This is a genomic window from Vibrio sp. 1F263, from assembly GCF_041439035.1.
In the GTDB taxonomy this organism is placed as follows: domain Bacteria; phylum Pseudomonadota; class Gammaproteobacteria; order Enterobacterales; family Vibrionaceae; genus Vibrio; species Vibrio tasmaniensis_A.
Genome location: NZ_JBGONI010000009.1, coordinates 47,673 through 63,156 on the forward strand (window position 1 = coordinate 47,673; position 15,484 = coordinate 63,156).

Consider the following 15,484-nt stretch of genomic DNA (forward strand, 5'->3'; position numbering starts at 1 on the left):
CTGGTTTTTTTAATAAGTTGCACCGTAACTTTGTATTGGTGGAAGAATAGGTCTATATTTGGAGGCAATGTAAAGGAAGTTAAGTGAACCAATAGTGGTAAATCCGACCTCAAAGAGATCGGACTATTTGCAATGTTAGGCTAGTTGACCGCAATAAATTGGTCTAGCCATTGAAGGAACTTTAGAAATGGTATCGTGCACCAATGTATGCTGTTTTGGACGAAACATCGATGGACTCTATTTCAATATGTGCAGAGCGGTAACCAACATGAACGTCGATATTGTCGGTAATTATTGCGCCAAATTCTCCACCGATTTGGTAAGCGGCCTCAGATTCAGAAGCTGAGAGCCCAAAGGCTTTGATTTCCGTATCAATAGATCCAACGCCTGCTAACAGGGAGACATACAAATCCAAGACGTCGCCTTTAACGATGAATTTGGGCTTAACATTCACGAAGAAGGCTTGGCCTTCAATATCCATCATTTGAGCAAAGTTAACTTTGCCAATTTTTCGGTACTCCGCTTCTAATCCCAGCTTTACTACATCGTGTGTATTGAACTCATAACCGCCAACTAAGTTATAACTCAAATCAGCTAGATCAGAAGAATCTTCAATTTTGCTACCGCGGTATTCTAATTCGGTTTCATTATAAAATCCGACATCTACACCTGCATAAAAATGACCGAGATCTTTAGCTGCTGTGTCATTTTCATTAGCAAGCGCGTATGAACTCATGCCAAAAGCGGTGAATAGTGATAGGGCAACCATACCGATTTTCATATTAAGCCTTTTATATAATAAGTTATTGATTCCTTGAATATCTTACCAAATGTAGAGCTTTTAAACTAATAGTGGTTTTGTGTAACCATCTGATTTTATGAACTTATTATCGATATAAACGTCAATACGAAGCAAGATGATTTGATTTTAGCAGTATCGCTTCAAAGAGCAATACGTTGATGATACAAAGCGATTTCGAGAGTACTTTTATAGACCACTGAAAAATTTCACCTTGTATATGGTGTCAGCCTTACCCGCAGCTTTTTTATGTGTGGCGCTTATCTCACTAATCACGACGACAGAACTCTTTGAATTAACGATTGGTCTTCCTAATTTGGCTTGGTATTTAATATTAGTCGCTTTCGCTGGACTGTTTATGAGAGTGGCTTACCATAAGATCACAGATACACAAAGCATCAAGTACGCGGATGAACTTTTACTTAATTATGAAAGCGCTCACGTTAAAAGAGTTGAGCTAACATTCTGGAATAATATAAGAAAAGTGATTGAATATGATGTTATACGCGGTATTTTTCTGCGCTAAACTTGTAAGAACGAGAGTGATACAATAGTATCACTCTAATCTTTTATTGGAGTCATTTATATGAAAGTCGAGCTCGTAACTTCTCTTAAGCGTCAAGCTACCAAAATCCTTGCTGACCTGCACGACACCAAAGAGCCCGTGTTGATCACCGAGCATGGCAAACCTTCAGCGTATCTCGTGGATGTTGACGACTACCAATTTATGCAAAACCGCTTGGCTATCCTCGAAGGGATCGCACGCGGTGAGCGCGCCATTTCTGAAGGCAAGGCGCTGAGTCATGACGAAGCCAAAGACAAGATGTCAAAATGGCTGAAGTGATTTGGAGTGAGCCCGCGTTATCGGACCTTAACGATATCGCGGAATACATTGCCCTTGAAAACTTAGTCGCGGCCAAACAGCTGGTTCGAAACATTTTCGACAAAGTTGAACGTCTCAGCGACTTTCCCGAGTCTGGGCGTCTGTCTCCTGAGCTTGAGCACTTTAATTATCGCGAAGTCGTAGTGAATCCATGTCGAGTTTTCTACAAGCAAGAAGGTGACAAGGTGTACATCTTGTTTGTGATGCGCGCGGAGCGAGATTTACGTCGGTTTTTGCTGAGCAAACAGTAAAGCGTTTTTGCCACCTCTGATAGGCTGATGGTCTACGCAGACGAGGGTTCAACATGGCGAAAAAGAAAAAATCACTTCCATCTAAATATCCCACTAAACCTAAACCAGTGCTAAGGTGACATTTTAATCTGGCTCAAAAGTGACATTACTATCTGAGGCTTACACCTTTGATTCGTATTATGTCTGATTATGTTTAATGGTGCATATATTACCAGTTCAATACAACCTCTTGTATTTAGAGGTTTTATCATTGAAGTATCGCGAAATGAGTAAGAATTACATTTTTCGTAAATTGGAGTGCCAATTAACTAAAGAACAAACCGCTAATCTGTGTTTCAAAAGTGTGAGAACTGTCACAAGGTGGGATGAGGGTCAAACAATCCCACCTGAATGCAAAAGGCTTATGAGGATAGTCAGAGGAAGAGGGTTAGGCGTGACGGATGAGTGGAAAAAATTCAAAATACATTACGACAAAATAGAGCTACCAACAGGACAGCTTATATCTGCACAGCAAATGATACTAGGTATAGCATTAGTTGAAATACAATCCGAACTAGAACTTAAGACGTCAACAAAGTTGCTTAAGTATGCTCGAATACTAGCAGATTTAGTTAAGGAGTAACGTTTAGGCTCCATGGAGTGGAGCCTATATGGAAAACTAAAACTACTAGTTATTATCGAGCAAGGGGAAGAGGCCTTTGCCATAAAAGTCGTACAACATAAATGGGAAAGACGATAGGACTGCTATTTGCCTTTGAGGGATATGCTGTGACAATTGTTCTTCAAAGATATTGAATTGTTCTAGTTGTTGGGTAGGTAGGACAGCTGTTTGATGAACCAGAATATTGCCCCGAATTAGGTTGGATTCCGTAATTTCTTTCCATATATTGAGATCATATGCACCCCAATTGTGATAGCTCCTAGAAAGATTGGGGCCTGTATTAACCCAATTTTTATAACCGAGTAAATCATCATTTTCAATGGGGTGTATGATTTGAGTAGGTTGAGTGCCGAACTGATGTCTTATTGCTTCAACCATTGGATAGCTAACACACAAAAGCCCCTTATCTTGAGAATCATTAAAATGTTCTAACATTTCTTGCAAGTGCTCATCGTTCGCATTAGAACAATGACAGTCATAATCGAAAAATAAGTATATATCACTAATTTCGTCGTAATCTTCAATATCTAAGACATCTTGGTCTGTTTGTGTAATAACTTGCTTCTTTTTGATTTCTTCAACAATTACGTCATACATCTCTATATAAGGGTCATCCTTAATTTTTGTGTATAGTTGATAAATGTTACAACCATAAGATGCCCTTAGTAATGAGTTTGATTCTTCATTTATAAAAAATCTGGCTAGGTTGTTTGCGATATTGGGTTCTGTTTTACGCCCTTCAAAAATAAAAAGTACCGTACTACTCATCAAAAGCACCTGAACGATACATTTTTTCTAAGTTGTGACCCTTTCTGATCTCACGATTACTTAGCTTATGTAGTGGAACTAGTTGTTGATTCTTCAATTCAAAGTAGCAGTCGGGTCTAAGCACGTTGTTAGACATCAAGCTGATGTTATGTGTGGTAATTATAGATTGACAGTCTAGTTTTGAAATCAAATCTACGACTCTTTTGGACAAAGAGAAGTGGTAATAAGCATCAAACTCATCAATGTATGCAAAAGAAATCTTTCCGGAAAGAAGCTTTAGATACCAAAAATAGAATATACCAAGTGACAATGTACCTGTGGATGCAACCAGTGAAAATTGAATATTTCTTCCATCGAAGACGAATTCAATAAATTCTTGCCCCGGTGGGCCTGACTTTTGGAGCTTACACTCTACACCTGACTCATTTAAAAACTTCTCAAAATCTTCTAACTTATCTTGTTCAATAATAGTCTGAGATATGCGTTTTGAATCAACAGGTTGCCCGTGATAATCCTTCATCCTACTTAGAGTTCTGAAGAATATCATTCCTTCAACAAACTCCATGAACTTGAAAAAAGTATCATTAATAGTACTTTTATCTAGCAAGGCATTCGAATTAACATATCTAACAGCTGAGACTTTGCGCTCTGTAAAATCATCTTTTAAACTATCATCACCATCAAAGTCATACTTAGCAATATTAGATTTCCTTCTATCAATATCTATAACCTTCCTACCATCAATAAAGAGCTCTTCATAGATAGCAGCATCACAGGCCTCTTTGCCGTATTTATATACGACATCAACGCCATCAATAGAAAATTCATATACGAATTCAGCTAGAGGGAGTGAAGTAAGAGCGCTTATATAATTTGAACGAAGTGAATCCATTATCGTGGGATCGGTGAGATGGCAAGTTATATCTAAAAGAGCTAAGCCCACATTAGATTTCCCTTGCCCGTTTTTCCCATAAATCATGGAATGCTTAATAGTATTATCTACAACAACATGAGTGTTGAATTCAAAAGCTCTATCTGTCTTGAGGTCGAGTTCAAACCAATCACTAAAGTTTCTAAAGTTTTTGACCGCTAATTTTTTAAGCATATTGATGAACCAGTATTAAGTGTTTACGAAACTATAGCATGCTTTGATAGTGCCGTAAAAAAATTACGGCAGTAGGTTAAGCAGACGCTGATAGATAGGTCGAATTTACCCCCGTGATACAACACGGGGGTTGCCCCCATCTTCCGCGCTCGTCGTCCTCAGTCTTCGTCCTCCTTGCTTGTCATCAGGGGAACCCATCATTTAGTGACGCGATTAGAGCACCAGTAAAACTATAACCACCAATTAACACTCAACAAAGCCTGTCCAAGTTTTAAGAGCGCCTAGCAAGATGAAGGGTTTTCGTTTGTCTCTCGAACGCCAGCTGCGCTTCGCTGATTATCGCTCATCAAGCTGAATCGACCCCTTAACATGATCATGTTCGCTTATCCCTGCGGGGCTTTTCCGTTCGTTGACCCAAAGCGCCTAAGAACCCGACCGACAACAGCGCAAACCAAGTCATAAAAAAACAGTGCGCCTAGAACACCGATAAACCCATAGATAGCAAAAGCCTGAGCAATCATTGCGATTTGGTCAGCCGTTAACGTGACACTTTCCATTTAATACCCCTATACAAAATTTAGTTGTTGCCCTTAAAACAAATTCACATCAGCTCGTTTTAATTCTGGCTCGTCTGACAGAGCCTCATGAGGCTTGCACGTTATCAATTTGGTTAACTGGCCTCTGTTGAGTTTCAGTAGGCAATCGTCAATAACATCGTAGGTCACATCGTAAGCCCTTAGATAATTCTGATTAAGGCTATAAACCCCATCGGATGCGACTATCTCAATACTGACATGACGTTCAATTTTCTTTGGCTTGATAGCGAAATTAACACCCGTTACAAATGCCTTTTGGATACCGTCAAACGGTAAGATATCCGCTATAGAAATACTCGAAACATCATCATTGTTATCAGCTTGATTGCTATTCCCACCATCAGATACACCGCTAGCACCTTGACCGCTTTCTTGAGCTTTTGAGCTGTCTTTCCCAGTAGGGGAATCTTGATATTGTGGCGTTTCCGCTTCCTGAACTTCCTCAGTAGAATCAAAAACGCGATTGGATATTTCATTGGCCATGTACCCCAAACAACTAATAAAAAGTAAAAACACTGCAATCACTTTAGGACTGCGATAAAGCGTATTCATAGCTCCGGCTTGCTTGGCTATGCCTGTTCCCGTTGACTTATAAAGTAGAAAAGCATCCAACGGTATTTTTTGCGTGGTGGTGTTAACGTCTTTGGATTTTGGAATAACTGGAGTCGATACCGATTTGTCGTGCTTCCATATTAATGGTTTGCGTTTAGTCCAAAAAAATTGGTCACGTCCCTTGTGATAAAAGTTCTGCTCACCACATGCTTTGATGCCCGTATCAATCTGTTTCCAATCAGGCGAAAGCAATTCAATATCCCAGTTATATTTCCTATGACGCATGAATCCCTCATTGAAAGTATGAGGATAGATAATGCGCCCCTGGTCATCGTATTCAGCGACTCCGCGGTCGTCAGTTTCCGATTCGTTTAGCTGTTCCATATCAGCAGGCGTATAGCGAGAATAAAAAAAGGATAGGTAAGACTCGGGTAATAGACCGTCTTGGCCGTCGTTCTTGGTGATGAAGTCCTCGACAGGTTTGTAGGTCACTTTCTTCATATCAAAACCAATGTTCTTGGAATAGATATCCTGACACTCATCGATAACAATCAAAGCACCAATAGGGCACCAACAGAAAAAGTGCGTCCATAGATGAACACCTGCCGAGTCCCTAGACGAGATACGAAACAGTTTTGATGTAGTAGGGAACTCAACACCAAAACGCTCTTGTATGACATTTAATGGTTGCATGCCCTCTATATTCGTCACGACAACCTTACCCGCCTTGAGAGCTCGATAGATTGAGAAGTAGGCCGTGTATGCGGACTTGTATGAGCCGTTTGCTCCGGTTCTTATTGTGATAGCCATGCGTTACCTCGTCATTCTCATTACAAAGCCCGTCGTGAAGAAGTTCGCCACAATGGAAAGCCCTTGAGGAATGCCAAACTTAAAGGCATAAAAGCGAATCTCAGACGGCATAGCGTTAAACGTTGCGGCTAACAAATCGTTAAAACCTATCTCCTGCAATAACATCTGTGCAGTGACGTAAGACATCTTTATAAATTCTATTTGTCCGGCTATTTTCATTTTCAAATAAAACAACTGAATGTAAGAGAAGATATTCGAAAAGATATAAGGCAGCGATTTGATGAAATCGACAACGACTTGAAATTGAGTTGAAACCCAATCAAAGAAAGCAAATATAGTATCCATTAATTAGACCCCATCATTTTGATACCGATAAGAACGAAGATGAAAAGAACGATAGCTTTTATGATTTCGGCGTTGTCTAAAAGGGCAGAGAGAACGCCAGTTTTGAATGACTGTTTGTGACCAGCAACAGTAAGGTCTAATTGATGCTCGACATATTTCCCGTCTTTGAATGCTTTGGTGTCGATAGAGAATAAGGTTTTAAATTGCTCCGTTTCGGTCTTGTAATTCTCCTTTAGAACCTCGATTTCTGCGGTGATATCTTTGAATGAATCCGCATCAAAAATAAACCCACCCATAAAATCGTCAGTAACCACAGGAGCCGAGAAAGCACTATCAGCCCCTAGTAAATCTCGAATGCCTTTTATCGCGTCTTTGGTTGCATCATCGAGGCCGCCCATACCGTCTATTTTGTCTGAAAGCCCATCAATTTTCCCTGATAGCTCAGAGCCGGATTGTTCTATTTTGGAAGATAGCCCCGTTGTCGAATCTTCTATGCTCGTTTTCAACTTAGAAACAGCATTGTCTATGTTGGTTTCATTGCGTTTATCTTGATTGTCCATTTTGTCACTTAGGAAACTACGCAACGCAACAAAGTCTTGAGAGATGGAATCATCAAGCGTGCTAAGAGCTCGATTCAAACGCATGAACTCGCGACCAGTTGCTTGTGTTGTTTTCCTTTGAGAGCTTTTTACTTGGTCGATTACTTCCTTTTTTGCATCTGCGAGGTTGTAATCAACATCTTCCACTTTTAAGGTCAAATCTTGAATGAGTTCAGTGTTCATTTGTGCGGAAGCTGCTTTGGCTAAAAAGAGATCTTGTCTTTGAGTTAATCCGGTATCGATGGAGTCGATAGCCTTAATAATCTTGTTGGTTTCTAGCTGTTGTTTCGCTGCTATAGAGGCCGGAATACCATCGATAGCACCAATGATTTTATTGTCTACAAGGTCAGTCAACAGGTCATCAGAGCGTTTAGCTTTATCAACTAGACTGGCCTCAGTTTTGGTCACCTTATCAACCATTTGAGATAACGCACTTCTAATGCTGTAGTTAACGTTCTCAACATCAGATTTTGATGCGCTTTTTGAAACCAAATCTTTGACTACTTTGGTTAGCTCCCTGTTTGTAACCGAAACTTTTTCAGAAGCTTTAGCAAGATTTAACATTGGAGTACACGTGTGGTCAGGAGCACCGGAAGGGCATCGAAGGTCATATTTGATTACCTCTGTACTCTCTAACGTATCGAGGTAAGGCTCTAATTTATCAGGGACATTGTTGTTGTTTTTATCTTCTAGAGTGTTATCAGACTTGTTTGGGTTTTTATCTACGCCATTGGGGATTCCATCACCGTCCCAATCTTCATCAACGTCAAGAATGCCATTCATATTATGGTCACCCTCCCACGGATAAAGCTTAGGCGTACCGCCAGTAAAATGATTACGGCGAGTACATTCTTTACCCGTAAATCTAAACTTAGTTTGCCAAAACTGAAAATCAGGTGAATCAGTAGAAATAGCGATAACTGCTTTTTCCATGCCGCAATAAATAGGAGCACCAAGAGCACCGTAACAATACCCTGTTGGTTGCTCACCGTAGATATAGGCATCCCAACTAACCGTACGGTTAGAACCCTTTAAAACTTCGCAAGCACTAACACAAACACCGCCACTATCGACAGAGCCTGCAGGACAATCCAAAGCATAGGATTTTGTTACGAAAATCAAGCAAGAGGTCATAAAAAAGAGAATGCGTAGAAGTGCGTTAATGGCTGTTTTCATAATCAAAACCTAGATATAAAAAAGCCCCCGTTAGGAGGCATTAATACCCGTATATACACCGTATATAAAGGATGAGGCCATAGACACACCCAAGAGGATGGTTACGACTTCAGAAACGAGTACAGCCATTAGCCGCGCATAGCTCCCATGATAGCTTTAAGGCCAAAGCCAAGCGCACCAAGGCCAATCAAACCAACCACAACCAGACCGTAGTTAGCTTGACCAGAAGTGACCGCGCCATTGATAGCGGTTTGAACGGGTGTAGCGTCGGCCATTGAAGCACCAGAAAGAACAACAGTAGATAGAGCGATTAAACGAGTTTTCATGTTTTTCATAGTATTACCTATAGATTGTTTTAAAAAATGTACTCAGCCTTTGCCGAGTGTTTTGAGTATTCGTCCAAGTACATGACCTGAAACGAATGAAAGTAAAATCCATCCCGAAACGGTGGTGTAGAGCTCCGTATCGATATTGAGGGATTGTGGTGTTGACACTAAATTGTTGTATTCAGTGTCAGTAAGCATGACGAGCTTGCAGTCAAAGTCGGTTGACGTTCTTAGATAACCTTGCTGAGTTGTCGTGATGCAGTTCATTGATTAAGCCTTGTTAACTTTCATGAAGTTATCAAAGTGCTTTTTGATTTCTTCATCGACAGGAACAAGCTTGTTGACCAAGATATCTAGTGGGTCATTTGGGTTAGCACCAAAGCTGAGTTCGTATTCACGGTTAGCAACAAATGCGCGTGATTGGATAAGCTGACGCGCATACTCAACATCGATTTTCAATGCTTGTTTGTTGTAAGGAATATCAGTAGAGAAACCGATACCCGTTTGCTGAAACTTCTCGTTGTCGACTTCTTCTACAGCACGTAGAACAGACAGCTCAGCGAACTCCATGTTTGATTTAGGGAAACGCTTGATAGCAATACCAGTTATTGTAGGCATATTCTTGACTCCAAAATTTCGATTTTCTGTTTAGTGTATTCGTCAGGAATGCCCAACGAGGTTTCAAAGTTTGCACGTCTATGATGCGTAGGAATGAGCATTCCAAAGGCTTCACCCAAATCACCTTCAGTCATAGCAACAACTTCAGATAGAGCTTTACCACATTGACGACGAACCCAAGCGATACGAGCGAAGAACTCAAGACCTGCTTTTTTCTTGTTGAGTTCAAGCTTCATTGGTTCAGCAGGGTCGATACTGGCCGAGAAATCACAGAGACCAGCAAAGGCCGAAGCAGGCGAGGCGAGTAGTGATAAATCGCACTTCTTCAGTTCCACTTCGTTGCGGTACCAAATCACTTCAGGGTCAGCGATGTTTTGCTCGAACTTCTTGTTGTACACACGCCAGTAGATTGCAGAGGTACGAGAGCCAACAAGAACGGCTTCCTCTGATAATTCACCGGATTGTGAAACGCGCTTATGAGGAACCATTGTCGGACCACGTCCACGAGAAGCAGTGCGAAATGCTCCCTCATAAAAACATTTCTCAGCATACTTACAGTCAAAGATTCCGGTGTAGTCATCCACGCAAAGGTCTAAACGGGCGAGGCGAGTGATACCCAAAAGTGATAACCACCAGTGCACCTTCTTGTGTGTGGTGAAGTCGAACAACTTAGCGCAACCAGTACCATTGATTTGCACGTAAACCGTATCGTTGTTACCGCCAACACCAACCAAACCACACTCAACCGTTCCCGTTGAATCGTAAATCACCATTGAATCTTCATAGCCATGTAAGCCACGGCCACGCATAGGAGATATGCGGAAGTTAAAGACTTTAGACATGAACTCATCAAACCTATCGGCTAAAACCTTACGGCATTTGTTACGGTGTGACTCAATTGACTTATCAATGGCTTCTGGTGAGTTAAGGCGACCATTAACGCTTCGCTTTTTAAACTCAGGAAACTGCATATTGATAAAGTCTTGTTCGTTCGAGTTGTCCAAGTGTCTAAGTGAGCCGTACGAAAACGAAAAGGCTAGGTGATCAACTTGTACCGGACGAATCTCGTCATGGAACTTATGTGGTTTTTTAGATGGCATGGAACACACCCTTAACCAAAAGCTCTTGGTAGTTATCATCCGTGATTTCGACAATCTGAAATGACACCATGCCGTAGTGAGCTTCCATGAACTGGAAGAAATCACGCGGAGTCTTGAAGAAGTTATGACCCCACGGGAAATAGGCGTTGATGCCGTGATTGGGTTCGTTGTCGAAGTAGATTGAATCCATGATTAAAGCACCTCCAACAATTTAGCTTTAGGTGAAGTTAATTCGTCATAAGCTCGTTGCAGTTCTGAAGCTTCACAAATATCAATCTGACCATCATCTGACATCAAAGCAGCTGCCAGTACTTTGATTTCCTCAACCTCAAGAGAACCGGCAACAATCTCCGAATAAGTTTTATTTGAAACCTCGAAACTACAAAATTTTGACTTTGCAAAATCAACAGAGACATCAAATAGGAAAGTAAAATAAAGAAAAGCAACGCAGAAGATATAAAGCTCGACTTTGCATTTAAGCAAAAATGAAAGGACAGGTTTCATGATTAAAGACCGACAACGTAAGAAACTTGAGCCAAAGGCCATGAGTTTTGTAAACGTTCAACAATGCTGTGAGCATCTGATTCAGAAAGGAATTTACTGTGAAAATGTTGAGCTGTGGTAATCACAAAAGGCTTACCATGAGCTGAAGTGCCAAAACCTGCAAAGTAACGAGGTAGACACCCAGAAACTAATAGAACATTAACCATAACAACCACCTTGACTGATTATTGAGAATTGGGATTGACGGTCTAAGCCGAGCTATAAGCGTCAAGGGCAAACAGCCCAAACCTAGACAGTCAAAATACTGGAACAAGTAAACTTGATTCGTTGAGGAAGATTATAGGCACGAAAAGTTGTGCCTGTTAAGCACGGAAAATCATGCCTAATCAGCTAGAATGTAGCTAAAGGGAGAATGTCTTATGTATCAAAATGAACTGTTAGATGCCTACAAAAAGGCGCAAAACTACGTACAAGATAAGCAGATTGCACATGATTTGAATCTGCCGAGACAACGGATTGGTGAAATGCGAAAAGGAACTCGTTATATATCTGATTCTGAAGCAGTTTTTCTAGCAGAAAGCGCAGGTATTGACCCTGAGATGGCTTTGTTAGGTTGTCACGTTGACCGCAACGAAAATCCAGAGATTAAACAGCTATGGGAACACATAGCAAAAAAGTGCAACGGGCTAGGATTAAAAGCGATTTCAATGACTTGCGCGGGATTCGCGTTGATGGCGACCACCCCAGTTGATCCCACGATTCAGTGCGTATTATGTATATTATGTTAAATTGGTTTCGATGTTTATAAGGCAGGTATCTTTGTGTGATGCCCTGCCTCTTGTTTGACTACCAAACTGACGTTCTATTTAACAGTAAGTCTATTTACCATAAAATACCTAATAAACATATTTCCTAATCTTCGATTAAGAATACGTTTATTAGACTTCAAGCATTAACCTATCAATTGCTTCAATGATCTCTTTGGTTCTTACAGGTTTGGTAATGAAATCATTCATACCGACATCTAAACAAGAAAATTTATCTTCTACTGATGTGTGTGCCGTTAGCGCGACGATTGGTGTTTTGATGTTTGCGTCTCTCATGTATTTGGTTGTGGTTATTCCGTCCATGACTGGCATCGACACATCCATCAAGATAATGTCTATCGGATCATTACCTCTTTCTACAAAGCCAATGGCTTCTTCACCGTTGCTTGCGATGAAAACTTCGTGGCCTTGCCGCGCAAGGATCAATTGAATCACCATCTGATTGGTTGGGTTGTCTTCAACAACTAACACTGAATAACGGGTTCTTGGAACTTGCGAGTATTTATCTTCTGCAGCATGATCTTGATTGTTCGTCACTCTCGTTAGGACTGGTAACTGCACTTCAAATTTCGAGCCTTTTCCTGGCTCACTCTCGACCGATATACGCCCGCGCATCAGTTCTACTAGTCGTTTTGTTATTGCTAAACCTAAGCCGGTGCCACCAAACCTACGTGTGATTGTGCTATCGGCTTGCACGAATGGACTGAATAACGACGAAAGTTGCTGTGAGCTGATGCCAATTCCGGTGTCTTCTACGCTAATACGGAATGAACTGTGCTGGTATGTAATAGAAACATGTACATGCCCGTGTTCAGTGAACTTTATTGCGTTACCAATGAGATTAAAAAGGATCTGTGCTAAGCGACTTGGGTCGATGTAATGTAGTTCACCTTCTGGAATGTCGCTAGTTAGAGTTAATGACAACCCTTTATCGTCTGCTATCTTCTTTTGTTCAGATAAAACAAAAGTTACAGTGTCTCTTGCATTGCTCCATTGAGGAGCCAACGAGAAGCATCCAGACTCAATCTTTGAAAAATCCAATACATCACTGATGATCGCCAATAGGAGTTCAGATGATGTACTCATATTTAACAATATAGACTGTTGTTCATCATTCAGCGGCGTGGACTTTAGCGTGTCGATTAAGCCTATGGTAGCGTTTAGCGGCGTTCTTAACTCATGACTCATCATTGCTAAGAATTCAGATTTGGCTTTGTTGGCTCTTTCTGCGTCTTTTCTTGCTGCTACGAGTTCTGCTGTACGTTCTCGGACTGTCGCTTCAAGTTTTTCTTTGTTTTCAATATCGAAAACAGCACGCTCAATCAGTGGTCGAAATCGGTTTAGAGTGGCTTTGGTTTCAATACTAAAGTGTTTGGTATTGGAATGGATAAAGATGATAACGGATTGTGTTAGCCCGCTATCAATACCAGTAATCAGTACAGAGTTAATTTGGTCTAGGATAATGGGATGCAAAGTGCTGAATTCACCCAGAGATTTGGGTTCAAAAAGAATGGCACATTCTCCATTAATGACTCGCGATAGCTTGCCACAATCTGTCCAATTCATTTGTTCGAATACTTTGTTATTGGTTAACAGGGTTTTGAAACTACCTTCATTCCCTACTCTTGATACCACAATAAAATCATCAAACTTTATGTATTTTTTGAGTGCGAATTCGAGACTAGAAAATATTTCAGATATGTTACTCGCCTTACTGATCGCAGAGATAGTCGATAGGATCACCCTATTCTCTTCAGCTAATTTACGTTCACGGACCTTTAGTTTTTGCAGTTCAATACGAGCTTCTTGCAGCGCTTCTTGGTCTTCAGTATCCATTACTTTTTCAGCCTATAAAACGTTGCAGACGATACCATCAAATTTCCGTGCGCATTTTCACCACCAGAGAGTCTGCCTTGCTCACCAAACGTAAATGGACATATGTATGGAAGCCCACCAAGTGCGTGATTGATTTGGTCACAAACCTCATCCATATCTTGTTTTAGGTGCAGCATTGGTCCTGCACAGAATATGTTGATCGCCCCTAATTTTTCTTCAAGATCCATATCATTATAGTAAGACGAATGAATGATGTTAGCGGCACGACTTATAAGTTGTTGCTTAGAGCCTTGCATCAAATAGATGGTGTCACCTTCATTGATATCAGTGAACAACTCGATACCGTTACACTCAGTTTCTCTGATCGAATGCGATAACTTGAAATATGGGTAGTCGTAAGAAGAGCCGACCTTTCGGCCTAATGGATAAACTGTCGACTTTTCAAAAATATACCCATCATCACTGCCACCTAAATGAAAATTAGTCCATTCATTATAAACGGTGGTCGCAGGCCTATGGTCGATCTCTAACAATATTCGATTTCTTACTTTGGTGACGGTGCCTGAATACTGAGTGGGTGTATGACCGGCGCTAAAAGATGAATAGATGGATTGTGACGCAAAAAACACCGTTAAAGAGACGCCATTAATAGCAAGAGCTTCTTCGGTAAAGATACTCCAATTTCCAGACACTTGATTGTCTGCTGCGCTTCCACCAATAATCGGCACCTCTGTGCCAAATTTGTTATCGATGGCCGCCATCACCTTCTCTTCATTTCCTGGGGTGGAATGGAGCAAGATAAGATCGGGTATTTCACCTTCTCGGTTGGCGTTCTTTAATGCTTTATCGATGGCGCTGAATGTACTACGGTCTATGGAATCGCCAAAGTGACTGATGCCGGTACCGTAGGCATTGATCCCGGAATCATAGATGATGAGTATCCCAATCACAGGGCCTGAATGGAATCCTGTTTCGGTCATAATACCGTGACAAGTGGTGCAGCCATGTATTGGTGTATTCGGGAGCGCATCTACCAAATATCTCTGCACAGCAAGTGTGGAGTACTCTTCGGTGCAGTAGCAGATAAGACAGGCAATATCGTCAGGGTTTGCCACCCCACTGAGCAGCTCATCTACTGCGATTTTATCGTCTAGGGAATAAGAGACTTTTGATAGAAATTTCATAGATCTCGGAAGATTTTATTAATGCTCTCTTTATAACACTTTTATACAATCTATTTCACTGACTTAGTACATATTTCTATCAAAAGAATTGAGGTGAGACTAACTTGTTACTGTGTTATTCCTTAGAAAGGTTTACAGAAAGTGTGGCTATCTGTTGTGGAAATGTAACCGTTATTGAGGAGTTCTGAGCGTTCGTTCGTAACAGCCAAATTGATGCCCCTTTTTCTTCTAGAGTTCCGCTCTCATTATAGTTAATGATAAATTTACCAGTTTTAGATGTTTCGATCGAATACCCTAGGTTATCACCCGAAATTAAAACATTATGTTTATCAATAGTAATTTGGCAAGGTTTAGAAATTATACAGTTTACTGTTTCGTCATTGTCGTATGTCACTGTTCTCCAAGTAAATGCAGCTATTAAAATAACCAACATGACGATAATTTGAACAAGCCTGCCCTTTGTTAGCTTTTGTGCCGCCATTATAATCTTTACTCCTTGTTACAAAGTTCAAAGTTTTTAAATAAAAATCCAATTCCAGACCAA

21 protein-coding genes are annotated in these 15,484 nt (G+C 40.8%); 4 read left to right on the top strand and 17 right to left on the bottom strand.

Annotated features, from left to right (window positions below):
• Positions 1–181: 181 nt before the first annotated feature.
• Positions 182–781, bottom strand: coding sequence for a porin family protein (locus ACED25_RS08515; protein WP_017103191.1), 600 nt, complete (start codon positions 779–781; stop codon positions 182–184).
• Between the two features lie 604 nt (positions 782–1,385).
• Between ACED25_RS08515 and ACED25_RS08520 the strand changes: the two genes are divergently transcribed.
• The 3 genes from ACED25_RS08520 to ACED25_RS08530 all read left to right on the top strand — a co-directional run bounded on the left by ACED25_RS08520 (position 1,386) and on the right by ACED25_RS08530 (position 2,555).
• Positions 1,386–1,643: a type II toxin-antitoxin system Phd/YefM family antitoxin gene (locus ACED25_RS08520; RefSeq protein WP_016787072.1), complete on the top strand. Its 258-nt coding sequence runs from the start codon at positions 1,386–1,388 to the stop codon at positions 1,641–1,643.
• Entirely contained in the window at positions 1,631–1,933 is a 303-nt protein-coding gene (locus ACED25_RS08525; RefSeq protein WP_371695079.1) for a type II toxin-antitoxin system RelE/ParE family toxin, read from the top strand. The genes ACED25_RS08520 and ACED25_RS08525 overlap by 13 nt, the downstream gene beginning before the upstream one ends.
• A 250-nt stretch (positions 1,934–2,183) precedes the next feature.
• Positions 2,184–2,555, top strand: a complete 372-nt coding sequence (locus ACED25_RS08530) for a hypothetical protein (protein ID WP_029222959.1) — start codon at positions 2,184–2,186, stop codon at positions 2,553–2,555.
• A gap of 45 nt (positions 2,556–2,600) precedes the next feature.
• Here ACED25_RS08530 and ACED25_RS08535 read toward each other — a convergent pair whose 3' ends face one another.
• From ACED25_RS08535 to ACED25_RS08595, 13 genes are all read right to left on the bottom strand, one after another.
• Positions 2,601–3,362, bottom strand: coding sequence for a hypothetical protein (locus ACED25_RS08535; RefSeq protein WP_017103187.1), 762 nt, complete (start codon positions 3,360–3,362; stop codon positions 2,601–2,603).
• Entirely contained in the window at positions 3,355–4,467 is a 1,113-nt protein-coding gene (locus ACED25_RS08540) for an ATP/GTP-binding protein (protein WP_016786871.1), read from the bottom strand. The genes ACED25_RS08535 and ACED25_RS08540 overlap by 8 nt, the downstream gene beginning before the upstream one ends.
• A gap of 383 nt (positions 4,468–4,850) precedes the next feature.
• Positions 4,851–5,024, bottom strand: a complete 174-nt coding sequence (locus ACED25_RS08545) for a hypothetical protein (RefSeq protein WP_017103185.1) — start codon at positions 5,022–5,024, stop codon at positions 4,851–4,853.
• A gap of 33 nt (positions 5,025–5,057) precedes the next feature.
• Entirely contained in the window at positions 5,058–6,425 is a 1,368-nt protein-coding gene (locus tag ACED25_RS08550) for a zonular occludens toxin domain-containing protein (RefSeq protein ID WP_017103184.1), read from the bottom strand.
• A 3-nt stretch (positions 6,426–6,428) separates the two neighbouring features.
• A complete protein-coding gene (locus ACED25_RS08555) occupies positions 6,429–6,770 on the bottom strand; it encodes a DUF2523 family protein (protein ID WP_017103183.1) in 342 nt (113 codons plus the stop codon).
• Positions 6,770–8,545: a hypothetical protein gene (locus ACED25_RS08560; RefSeq protein ID WP_371695080.1), complete on the bottom strand. Its 1,776-nt coding sequence runs from the start codon at positions 8,543–8,545 to the stop codon at positions 6,770–6,772. The genes ACED25_RS08555 and ACED25_RS08560 overlap by 1 nt, the downstream gene beginning before the upstream one ends.
• Positions 8,546–8,673: 128 nt before the next feature.
• Positions 8,674–8,871, bottom strand: coding sequence for a hypothetical protein (locus ACED25_RS08565; protein WP_029222958.1), 198 nt, complete (start codon positions 8,869–8,871; stop codon positions 8,674–8,676).
• A gap of 42 nt (positions 8,872–8,913) precedes the next feature.
• Positions 8,914–9,138, bottom strand: a complete 225-nt coding sequence (locus ACED25_RS08570; RefSeq protein WP_081324601.1) for a hypothetical protein — start codon at positions 9,136–9,138, stop codon at positions 8,914–8,916.
• Positions 9,139–9,141: 3 nt separating this feature from the next.
• A complete protein-coding gene (locus ACED25_RS08575) occupies positions 9,142–9,489 on the bottom strand; it encodes a DUF1293 family protein (protein ID WP_017103180.1) in 348 nt (115 codons plus the stop codon).
• A complete protein-coding gene (locus tag ACED25_RS08580) occupies positions 9,477–10,589 on the bottom strand; it encodes a replication initiation factor domain-containing protein (RefSeq protein ID WP_017103179.1) in 1,113 nt (370 codons plus the stop codon). The genes ACED25_RS08575 and ACED25_RS08580 overlap by 13 nt, the downstream gene beginning before the upstream one ends.
• A complete protein-coding gene (locus tag ACED25_RS08585; RefSeq protein ID WP_017103178.1) occupies positions 10,579–10,779 on the bottom strand; it encodes a hypothetical protein in 201 nt (66 codons plus the stop codon). The genes ACED25_RS08580 and ACED25_RS08585 overlap by 11 nt, the downstream gene beginning before the upstream one ends.
• 2 nt (positions 10,780–10,781) lie before the next feature.
• Positions 10,782–11,093, bottom strand: coding sequence for a hypothetical protein (locus tag ACED25_RS08590; RefSeq protein WP_017103177.1), 312 nt, complete (start codon positions 11,091–11,093; stop codon positions 10,782–10,784).
• A gap of 2 nt (positions 11,094–11,095) precedes the next feature.
• The gene (locus ACED25_RS08595) at positions 11,096–11,299 is read right to left on the bottom strand and encodes a hypothetical protein (RefSeq protein WP_017103176.1); all 204 of its coding nucleotides are present in this window, start codon (positions 11,297–11,299) and stop codon (positions 11,096–11,098) included.
• 213 nt (positions 11,300–11,512) lie between these two features.
• Between ACED25_RS08595 and ACED25_RS08600 the strand changes: the two genes are divergently transcribed.
• Positions 11,513–11,881 (top strand): DUF3693 domain-containing protein, encoded by a 369-nt coding sequence (locus tag ACED25_RS08600; protein WP_017103175.1) that lies wholly within the window; start codon positions 11,513–11,515, stop codon positions 11,879–11,881.
• 150 nt (positions 11,882–12,031) lie between these two features.
• On the opposite strand, the gene ACED25_RS08605 is transcribed toward ACED25_RS08600, so the two are convergent.
• The 3 genes from ACED25_RS08605 to ACED25_RS08615 form a co-directional block, all read right to left on the bottom strand.
• Positions 12,032–13,756: an ATP-binding protein gene (locus ACED25_RS08605; protein ID WP_017103174.1), complete on the bottom strand. Its 1,725-nt coding sequence runs from the start codon at positions 13,754–13,756 to the stop codon at positions 12,032–12,034.
• Positions 13,756–14,940, bottom strand: a complete 1,185-nt coding sequence (locus tag ACED25_RS08610) for an FIST signal transduction protein (RefSeq protein ID WP_009846705.1) — start codon at positions 14,938–14,940, stop codon at positions 13,756–13,758. Before ACED25_RS08610 ends, ACED25_RS08605 begins: the two co-directional genes overlap by 1 nt.
• A 115-nt stretch (positions 14,941–15,055) precedes the next feature.
• Positions 15,056–15,421 carry a hypothetical protein gene (locus tag ACED25_RS08615; RefSeq protein ID WP_009846706.1) on the bottom strand — a complete coding sequence of 122 codons (366 nt, stop codon included), beginning with the start codon at positions 15,419–15,421 and terminating at the stop codon, positions 15,056–15,058.
• Positions 15,422–15,484 lie beyond the last annotated feature (63 nt).

Bases quoted from the DNA above. Each gene is read 5' to 3' on its own strand.
- ACED25_RS08515 (WP_017103191.1), bottom strand. From the start codon at position 781: ATGAAAATCGGTATGGTTGCCCTATCACTATTCACCGCTTTTGGCATG.
- ACED25_RS08520 (WP_016787072.1), top strand. From the start codon at position 1,386: ATGAAAGTCGAGCTCGTAACTTCTCTTAAGCGTCAAGCTACCAAAATC.
- ACED25_RS08525 (WP_371695079.1), top strand. From the start codon at position 1,631: ATGGCTGAAGTGATTTGGAGTGAGCCCGCGTTATCGGACCTTAACGAT.
- ACED25_RS08535 (WP_017103187.1), bottom strand. From the start codon at position 3,362: ATGAGTAGTACGGTACTTTTTATTTTTGAAGGGCGTAAAACAGAACCC.
- ACED25_RS08540 (WP_016786871.1), bottom strand. From the start codon at position 4,467: ATGCTTAAAAAATTAGCGGTCAAAAACTTTAGAAACTTTAGTGATTGG.
- ACED25_RS08545 (WP_017103185.1), bottom strand. From the start codon at position 5,024: ATGGAAAGTGTCACGTTAACGGCTGACCAAATCGCAATGATTGCTCAG.
- ACED25_RS08550 (WP_017103184.1), bottom strand. From the start codon at position 6,425: ATGGCTATCACAATAAGAACCGGAGCAAACGGCTCATACAAGTCCGCA.
- ACED25_RS08555 (WP_017103183.1), bottom strand. From the start codon at position 6,770: ATGGATACTATATTTGCTTTCTTTGATTGGGTTTCAACTCAATTTCAA.
- ACED25_RS08560 (WP_371695080.1), bottom strand. From the start codon at position 8,545: ATGAAAACAGCCATTAACGCACTTCTACGCATTCTCTTTTTTATGACC.
- ACED25_RS08565 (WP_029222958.1), bottom strand. From the start codon at position 8,871: ATGAAAACTCGTTTAATCGCTCTATCTACTGTTGTTCTTTCTGGTGCT.
- ACED25_RS08570 (WP_081324601.1), bottom strand. From the start codon at position 9,138: ATGAACTGCATCACGACAACTCAGCAAGGTTATCTAAGAACGTCAACC.
- ACED25_RS08575 (WP_017103180.1), bottom strand. From the start codon at position 9,489: ATGCCTACAATAACTGGTATTGCTATCAAGCGTTTCCCTAAATCAAAC.
- ACED25_RS08580 (WP_017103179.1), bottom strand. From the start codon at position 10,589: ATGCCATCTAAAAAACCACATAAGTTCCATGACGAGATTCGTCCGGTA.
- ACED25_RS08585 (WP_017103178.1), bottom strand. From the start codon at position 10,779: ATGGATTCAATCTACTTCGACAACGAACCCAATCACGGCATCAACGCC.
- ACED25_RS08590 (WP_017103177.1), bottom strand. From the start codon at position 11,093: ATGAAACCTGTCCTTTCATTTTTGCTTAAATGCAAAGTCGAGCTTTAT.
- ACED25_RS08595 (WP_017103176.1), bottom strand. From the start codon at position 11,299: ATGGTTAATGTTCTATTAGTTTCTGGGTGTCTACCTCGTTACTTTGCA.
- ACED25_RS08600 (WP_017103175.1), top strand. From the start codon at position 11,513: ATGTATCAAAATGAACTGTTAGATGCCTACAAAAAGGCGCAAAACTAC.
- ACED25_RS08605 (WP_017103174.1), bottom strand. From the start codon at position 13,756: ATGGATACTGAAGACCAAGAAGCGCTGCAAGAAGCTCGTATTGAACTG.
- ACED25_RS08610 (WP_009846705.1), bottom strand. From the start codon at position 14,940: ATGAAATTTCTATCAAAAGTCTCTTATTCCCTAGACGATAAAATCGCA.
- ACED25_RS08615 (WP_009846706.1), bottom strand. From the start codon at position 15,421: ATGGCGGCACAAAAGCTAACAAAGGGCAGGCTTGTTCAAATTATCGTC.